Origin of the sequence: Leptolyngbya sp. FACHB-36 (assembly GCF_014695955.1) — a bacterium.
Lineage (GTDB): Bacteria > Cyanobacteriota > Cyanobacteriia > Leptolyngbyales > Leptolyngbyaceae > FACHB-36.
The window spans coordinates 1-7,190 of record NZ_JACJPG010000622.1 but is presented as its reverse complement, the minus strand read 5'-3'; the positions used below and the strand labels follow the sequence as shown (position 1 = coordinate 7,190).

At 54.0% G+C, this 7,190-nt stretch carries 8 protein-coding genes; 2 read left to right on the top strand and 6 right to left on the bottom strand.

Annotated elements, in window-relative coordinates; genetic code table 11:
- Both H6F43_RS18750 and H6F43_RS18745 read left to right on the top strand, forming a co-directional pair.
- On the top strand, positions 1-1,080 hold a 1,080-nt coding region (locus tag H6F43_RS18750; RefSeq protein ID WP_190344300.1), incomplete at its 5' end, for a serine/threonine-protein kinase.
- Positions 1,081-1,209: 129 nt separating this feature from the next.
- Positions 1,210-2,574, top strand: coding sequence for a serine/threonine-protein kinase (locus H6F43_RS18745; RefSeq protein WP_190344298.1), 1,365 nt, complete (start codon positions 1,210-1,212; stop codon positions 2,572-2,574).
- Positions 2,575-2,625: 51 nt separating this feature from the next.
- Here the strand turns inward: H6F43_RS18745 and H6F43_RS18740 are convergent, their stop codons facing one another.
- From H6F43_RS18740 to H6F43_RS18715, 6 genes are all read right to left on the bottom strand, one after another.
- A complete protein-coding gene (locus tag H6F43_RS18740; RefSeq protein WP_190344296.1) occupies positions 2,626-3,006 on the bottom strand; it encodes a DUF202 domain-containing protein in 381 nt (126 codons plus the stop codon).
- A 70-nt stretch (positions 3,007-3,076) separates the two neighbouring features.
- Complete coding sequence (locus H6F43_RS18735; protein ID WP_190344294.1) at positions 3,077-3,514, bottom strand: DUF202 domain-containing protein; 438 nt, start codon at positions 3,512-3,514, stop codon at positions 3,077-3,079.
- Between the two features lie 97 nt (positions 3,515-3,611).
- A complete protein-coding gene (locus H6F43_RS18730; protein ID WP_190344292.1) occupies positions 3,612-4,241 on the bottom strand; it encodes a cadmium resistance transporter in 630 nt (209 codons plus the stop codon).
- Positions 4,242-4,264: 23 nt separating this feature from the next.
- Complete coding sequence (locus H6F43_RS18725; RefSeq protein WP_190344290.1) at positions 4,265-4,966, bottom strand: cadmium resistance transporter; 702 nt, start codon at positions 4,964-4,966, stop codon at positions 4,265-4,267.
- An 11-nt stretch (positions 4,967-4,977) separates the two neighbouring features.
- Positions 4,978-6,444, bottom strand: coding sequence for an APC family permease (locus H6F43_RS18720; protein ID WP_190344288.1), 1,467 nt, complete (start codon positions 6,442-6,444; stop codon positions 4,978-4,980).
- A gap of 344 nt (positions 6,445-6,788) precedes the next feature.
- On the bottom strand, positions 6,789-7,190 hold a 402-nt coding region (locus tag H6F43_RS18715; RefSeq protein ID WP_190344286.1), incomplete at its 5' end, for a prolipoprotein diacylglyceryl transferase family protein.

Genomic DNA, 7,190 nt, shown 5'->3' with positions numbered 1-7,190 from the left:
CTCCAGTCACTCTCCCATGCCGCAATTCCTCGCTATTTAGAGCAGTTTGAACTCAGCTCCACCCACAGCAAGCGAATTGTGCTGGTGCAGACCTACCTCGACGCGCCATCGCTAGAAGAGCGAATGCAGGCAGGACATCGGTTCTCGGAGACTGAAGTGAAATGCATTGTGCTGGGTGTGCTGAACATCTTGGTCTATTTGCACGATCGTCAACCGCCTGTTGTCCATCGCGACCTCAAGCCCAGCAACATTCTGTTAAAAGACGGAATGGTGTACCTAGTAGATTTTGGCTCGGTGCAGACTCTCGCAACCAAAGATGGAAAAACCGTAACCGTCGTCGGTACCTATGGCTACATGCCGCCAGAGCAGTTTGGTGGCGTTGCGTCTCCTGCGTCGGATTTGTACAGTTTGGGCGTGACCGCGATCGCGCTGCTGACGGGGCAGCATCCTGCCGATCTGCCGCAGACCGATCTCCGCATCCAGTTTGAGCACGCGGCTACCGTGAGTCCCACGTTTGCTGCATGGCTCAGACAGATGATTGACCCCAATTTAGAGCGGCGATTCTCCTCGGCGAGGGTTGCCTTGCGTACTCTAAAGTATCCGCTGCCGCCTGTCCGCGCTGCCAATTTACAGCCGCGCCAGCCCGTAACCAGAAAGCGAGTGTTTAAGCAAGCGATCGGGCAAAGCACCGCGCTGGGCGCACTGATTGGAGCCGCGTATGGTGCCATTTTTGGCACGGGACTGCTTCCCCTGTTTTTCACCGTTTACGGCGGCGGCATTGGTGTGGTCTATGGATTTATTTTGGGCGGCTTCAATGGGCTGCTCATAGGTCTGTGGACGTGGCTATTTCACCTGCCGCTGAAAGATCCACAGCAGCATCGCCGATCAGTTCGGTTTGTCAGCACTCTGCTGTGCACTGTGGTGAGTGGTTTGCTCCTCATTCCCCTACTCAGAGATTTTGAGGGCATGGCTGGCGGCTGGATATTTTTAGCGGCGGCGATTCCGGGAACTGCAATGGGCTTAGTCAGTAAGCAGTTTGCCCAATGGTATGAGCGGGAGAGCCGAAAACTCGAAGAGTGAGCGATGTAGAAAGTTCGTGGGGGCAGCGCATTCGGTAAAAAATCTTTGCAGTTAAGCAGAGATTTCCTGTTCGATGCGTTGCCCCTACGTTCTTATTCATATCAGGTGCACTGTTGAGTTTTTAACTGCATGTCTCACCCTCTCGCCAATCGCTACGTCATCCAAGCCCAACTCGGTCGGCAAACTGGACGAGAAACGCTGCTGGCGCAGGATTTGCAGACAAATGAACTCGTCGTCATTAAGCGCCTACTGCTGGGCGATGAGTTTGAGTGGCAAGACCTGAAGCTGTTTGAGCGGGAAGCAACGGTGCTTAAAACGCTGTCGCATCCGCAGATTCCGCGCTATCTCGACTATCTAGAATTTGACTCAGCCGACGAGGGCAAAGGGTTTGCGATCGTCCAGAGCTACGTCGAGGCGCGATCGCTAGAGCAACACCTGAGAGCCGGACGCACGTTCAGCGAGTCGGAGGTAAAGCAGTTGGCGCGATCGCTGCTGGAGATTCTGATGTATCTACACGAACACCAGCCGCCCGTCATCCATCGCGACCTCAAACCCAGCAACATTCTGCTGGCAAATCGATCGGGCGATCGTCCGGGTGAAGTCTACTTAGTAGATTTCGGCTCGGTGCAGTCGCTTGCCGTCTCCGAAAGTAGCACGATCACCGTTGTCGGCACCTACGGCTACATGCCGCCAGAGCAGTTTGGTGGACGCGTAACGCCTGCCTCGGATCTCTACAGCTTAGGTGCGACGCTGATTTTTCTGGCGACAGGGCGCCACCCGACCGAACTGCCGCAGCGCAATTTTCAGATTCAGTTCCGGCAAGCCGCGAACCTAAGTCCAGCATTCGCCGACTGGCTAGAGTGGCTGACAGAGCCGGGGCTCGATCGCCGCCTTTCCTCTGCGACCGAGGCGCTGCAATCGCTCAATGCTGCAAAACGCCGTCCGCCTAACGCGATCGCAGTGCCGCAGCCTGTGGGCAGCGACGTGCAGCGAACCAAAACCGCCACCGCGCTGGAAATCCTCTCGCCTCGGAAAGACATCAGCTACAGGAGCTTAGCCGCGATTGCGCTCGTTATCCCGGTTGCATGGTGGCTGTTTGGCTCTGGCTGTTTCTTCAGCCCGACGATTCTGCTGAATTTGGGCGCGTTGGTGCCCAGTGGGGCGATCGCGTTGGGGATCGCGTTCTTGCGTTTGCGGCAAGTCTGGCTGCACGTGGACGATCGAGACATCATTCTGGCAAACGTGCTGTTTGGCTGGAAGTGGCGTCAGAGCACAGCGTCCCGGCAGATGATCACGCGGTTAGTGCTGCAGCGCTATCAGGATCAGAACCGTCAAGGCGATGTATTTTGGCGCGTCGCCCGGCTGCGCATTTGGGCAGGCAGTAAGCAGGTATTTGATCTGGAAACGGACCTGTTTACCGAAGCTGAACTCTGCTGGCTGGCGGCTGAGCTAAGTCACTGGCTGGCAATTCCAATTGACGACGACGGCGGCTGACGAATCATCTGCTTGTGCGCTCAAGCCAGCCCCACTGGACCTGCCGTCGAATCAAATAGCCGTCGCATCAAATATCAGGTAGATCATTCCAGCTCCCAACAGCAACACCACAATGCTGATTAGTACGATCCAGCGATCGTGCGGTTCGTATGTATCTTCTTCAATGTCGCGGGCAGCTTTGAGATAGTGCTGAGTTGCCAGATAAACTGCGACGATCGCAATCACCGCCAAGGCAATACTCAGCTTCCAACTGTCAGCGGTAAAGGATTCCCTATCCCATTGCAGCATGAGCAAAGAAAATCCCAACAGCGCGATCGCGCTTCGCATCCAAGCGAGATAGGTGCGCTCATTGGAAAGATGCTCCCGCACCCGCGAGGTGTCTGCTGGCGCGGATGACGCTGAATTAGCGGTATTGGCGGGCGTTGTTTCCATGTCAAATCTAATCCAACAGAGCAGCGTGCCATCAAATCCGCGTGCAGGATGACTGGCACGAAACCTACGCTTAATCGGGCACTAACAGGTTCATCGATTCGAGCGGCACCGTGAACACATAGTAAATGACTCCAGCTCCGAGCAGGGCAACGGCAATGCTAAACAGAATCACCCAGCGATCGCTGGGTTCGTAGGTATCTGCATCAATGTCCGTGCGAACCGAGAAGTAGTGCTGCGTGCTCAGCAGCACCGTCACCAAACCCACCAGCGCAAACACCAGCCCAAGCTTCCAGCCATTCCCAGGACTAGGGGAGAGCGGCGGACGAAGAATCCGCAATCGGACGATTACCACGCCAAATCCCATCAGCGCGATCGCGGTTCGCATCCAGGACAAGTACGTACGCTCATTTGCCAGGTGGTCGCGCACCCGCGAAGGATTCAGCTTCTTCAGCGGCTCGCGCTTTTCCGATGTCGTATCCGAAGCTTGTAACTTGAACAGCGATCGCATGGATCAGATCCTTTGATGCACATTAAATACTGTTGATAATACAGATCCCGCTTGATTCGCTGCATCCTTCTTAACTAAACAATTAAGTGTTAACCCGCTAGAACCAAGGTAGGAGTTGGTAGCTGTGGCTCTCTATCAAAATGAAGACCCCTAAACCAATGAATACAACCGGGACGATCACGCGACCATACTGCATTAGCAGTCGGGCGATCGTGGGCTGACCAGCTAACTGAAGCGCCGCGTAGCACCACACGCCGATTAGCGCATAGAACACACCCAGAATCACCAGCAATTGAAAGCCAGTGGAACTGGCAAACAGCGGTACATAAATTCCGATATTGTCGGCTCCGTTGGCGATGGTGATGCCAGTAACACTGAGAACTTGAGGGCTAAGGAACCGCACTGCCTTGCTGGACGCTTTGAGTGATTGTCCAGACCACTGCACCTGCTCGTCGTCCCGCTTAAAGAGTTGAAGGATTCCCAGACCGATCGGCACAAGTCCCAGCAGCCCAATCCACGCTTTCGGCACCATTAACCCGCCAATAAAGCCAGGTAGACTGGCAAGGAATAACACCGTTAATCCCAGGTATTGACCGATGACAATATGTCGGGTTTGAAAACTCGCGTTCCTCTGAGAAAAAAGCAGCATCAGAATCACGATATCGTCCACGTTAGTGGCGCTGAATGCGGTGATGCCAGTAAGAACGGTTTGAATAACGGGGATCATAGTGAATTAAGAGTAAGTCACTCTCAATTTTCCACCTCAGAGGGCGGCTGAAATCGCCCCAGCATCACTAAGCAAAGGTAAACGGTTGCGATCGCAATCACGGTCAGCAGTTGATTTTCTAGCGTGCCGCTGTCCCACAGAATAAAGGCACCGATCGCGATCAGCACAAATGGAACGCACGGGCTGCCATAGCGCGTTAGCCGGGTGGCGATCGCGGGCTGTCTCGTTAGGCAATACGCCGTGTAGCACCACACGCCCACCAGCGAGAAAAACACGCCTAGCGTCACCATCAAATTTGGCAATTCGCTGCTGGCAAACAGCGGCATATAAATGCCAATGTTGTCTCCACCATTCGCAAACGTAACCGCTGCAACCCCATACGATTGAGGAGACAGCAGACCTGCGAACGCCGTATCAGGCGCCGCAGAAGGCAGGTCGGCTTCCTCATCCTCCTCCCGGTTGAACAACTGCCCCAGCCCGATCGCGATCGGGACCAACCCCAACAGTCCAATCCAAGGTTGAGGCATGATTAATCCACCCAAGAAACCAGGCAGACTCACCAGCACTAGTGCTGCAAAACCGAGATATTGACCCGTAACGATGTGCCGACGCTGAAAGGTCGCATTCACCTGGGAGAAGAGCAGCGTCAGGATCACGATGTCATCGACATTGGTCGCCGCAAACGAGGTAATGCTGGCTGGAACGGCTGTAATTAATTCACTCATTGTTGCGTCCTTTACAGATCATCCGTAGCGGGAGCCGGAGTTGCAAACTGGGCGTGCAGTTCATCCACGCGCTGCTGCATCTTTTTCACCAGTCCAGGAGAGCGCCGACGCTTTACTATAAACCAGCCACAGCCCAGCAGTAAGTACAGCAAGAACAGCCAGGGGAACAGATTATACGGATACTCCGGCACCGGAAACACGTCACTGCCAGGAACTCCAACCATTCCTACCACGGGCAGCAGCATGAACGCCACGCCTAACACCGAGAAAACGACATCCAATCGACGCAGTTTGCCAATGCGATGCAGGTAAACCGGGGCAGCGATGCAAACCAGGATATAGACCGTCAAAAAGCCGTAGGTGCAAATCGTTCCCAAAAAGCCCATGCTCTGAAATGGCTGTAGACCCAGCATCGACAGTCCAGCAGGCACCAGGAAGATCAGCAGTGAGCAAATTGTAATTGCAATGTGCGGAGTGCGATTGGCACGATGGGTCTCTCCTAGAGAGGTGGGAAACAAGCCATGCCGCGCCATCATGAAAAACACCCGCGCCGCTGGATTAATGCTGCCCAGGACGCAGGCATAGAAACTCAGAAGCGCCGAGACGCCAATCACCTGTCCCAACAGTCCAACGCCTGCTTGATCTGCCAAGAACGTCAGCGGCTCCTCGTAGTTAGCGAGGGAGGCTGAACTGCCGCTGAATCCTAGCACTTCGATGTAGCCCATCACGATAAAGAATAGTCCGGTCAGAATGGTGCTGGACATGACCGATTTGGGAATGGTCTTCAGCGGCTTCCGCGCTTCGTCACCCAAAGAGGTGGCGCTTTCAAACCCAGAGAAGCCAAACACGACCAGCACCAGTCCCATTGCAATGCCGCTGGGAGTAGACCCTTGGAGGGTGAACTGGCTGACATCGATCGCAAAGCCCTTGTGCGCCCAGACAATTACACCCAGCAGCAAGATGAGACAGGCAGAAACCCCTTCGATGATCAGCATCGATGTGGCGGATAGTTGAATATCCCGGTGCGCCATGTACCACGCAATTCCTGCCCCGATCGCCAGCAGCGTTATTGGAGCCAGATGAAGGCCTAAATGTCCCAGCAGAGACTCCCCAAAAATGCTGAGTCCGCACAGCGTAGCCATTCCCGTGAATAAATACGCCAGAACCAAACTCCAGCCGCAAACAACGCCTGCCATTGGACCTAAACTTTTAGCAATGTAAGAGTAGAGGGAGCCAGGAGACGCCGATCGTTTCGCAAACTGGTTGATGTTGACGCAAACGAACATCAGCCCCAGCGTGCCTAAGAGAAAACTCAAGCAGGTTCCATTTCCGGATAGTGCGAAGATCAGGCCCAAGTTAGCCGCTGGCGTAGTGGTGGGTGCAATCACCGCAAACGACTGCGCCAACACCTCTTTAAATGACAAACATTCTGACTTTAAGCCGTGAGCGCTTCGCGCTGATTGAATATCAACTGTCATCCGTTAATTCCTTAGTGTGCATCCTGTACTGCCGATCGCATCGATTTTGCAATGCTGTGAACTGTGATTCGGCATTAATACGGCATTTTCAGTAAGGCTTCGTGCACAAAGCTTGATTACTCTTGATTACTAACTTTACGCAGCCTGCGCCGAAGGAGCAAACGGCATTAATTCTTAGAACGATAGATTAAAGTGATTGATTGTGCTGCGCGCGACAAGTTTTAATGCACAGACAGATCTGTCTTAAGAGGGTTCCCAACTAGTAAGCGTTAATACACTGAAGTTTGAGCGATCGTCGCAAAGTCAAGCTAAGCGCCTTTGCGGAGCGGTCGCTCTTAGCGCGCCTACTGATTTGATGCAGGCAGCCTGTCGTCGGGGGACGATCGCTCAAACCGAAACAGGGCAGGAATGCTGCGGCGGTAGTAGAGGAGAGCCAACAGGCAGGCAACCTGAATGGCGCTCAGCCCAAGCAGCGCGTGAATATCTGGCTTGATGAAATCTATCAGCAACCGGAAGCTCAGGTAAGCAATCAAATAGAACTTGAATAAATCGCCCGATCGATAAGCGTAACGCTCTCGCCACTTTAGAAACCCCAGAAGTCCCAGCAAAAAGGCAATCTCATAAAGCTGCGTGGGATGACGCAAAACTCCGTCGCCAAAATCAATTCCCCAAGGGAGCGATGTGGCAATGCCGTAGGTGCGATCGCTTAAGCCCGTGAGGAAGCAGCCAACGCGCCCGATCGCGGT

Coding starts and splice junctions, on each gene's coding strand:
- H6F43_RS18725 (WP_190344290.1), bottom strand. CDS start 4,966: ATGAGTGAATTAATTACAGCCGTTCCAGCCAGCATTACCTCGTTTGCG.
- H6F43_RS18730 (WP_190344292.1), bottom strand. CDS start 4,241: ATGATCCCCGTTATTCAAACCGTTCTTACTGGCATCACCGCATTCAGC.
- H6F43_RS18735 (WP_190344294.1), bottom strand. CDS start 3,514: ATGCGATCGCTGTTCAAGTTACAAGCTTCGGATACGACATCGGAAAAG.
- H6F43_RS18720 (WP_190344288.1), bottom strand. CDS start 6,444: ATGACAGTTGATATTCAATCAGCGCGAAGCGCTCACGGCTTAAAGTCA.
- H6F43_RS18740 (WP_190344296.1), bottom strand. CDS start 3,006: ATGGAAACAACGCCCGCCAATACCGCTAATTCAGCGTCATCCGCGCCA.
- H6F43_RS18745 (WP_190344298.1), top strand. CDS start 1,210: ATGTCTCACCCTCTCGCCAATCGCTACGTCATCCAAGCCCAACTCGGT.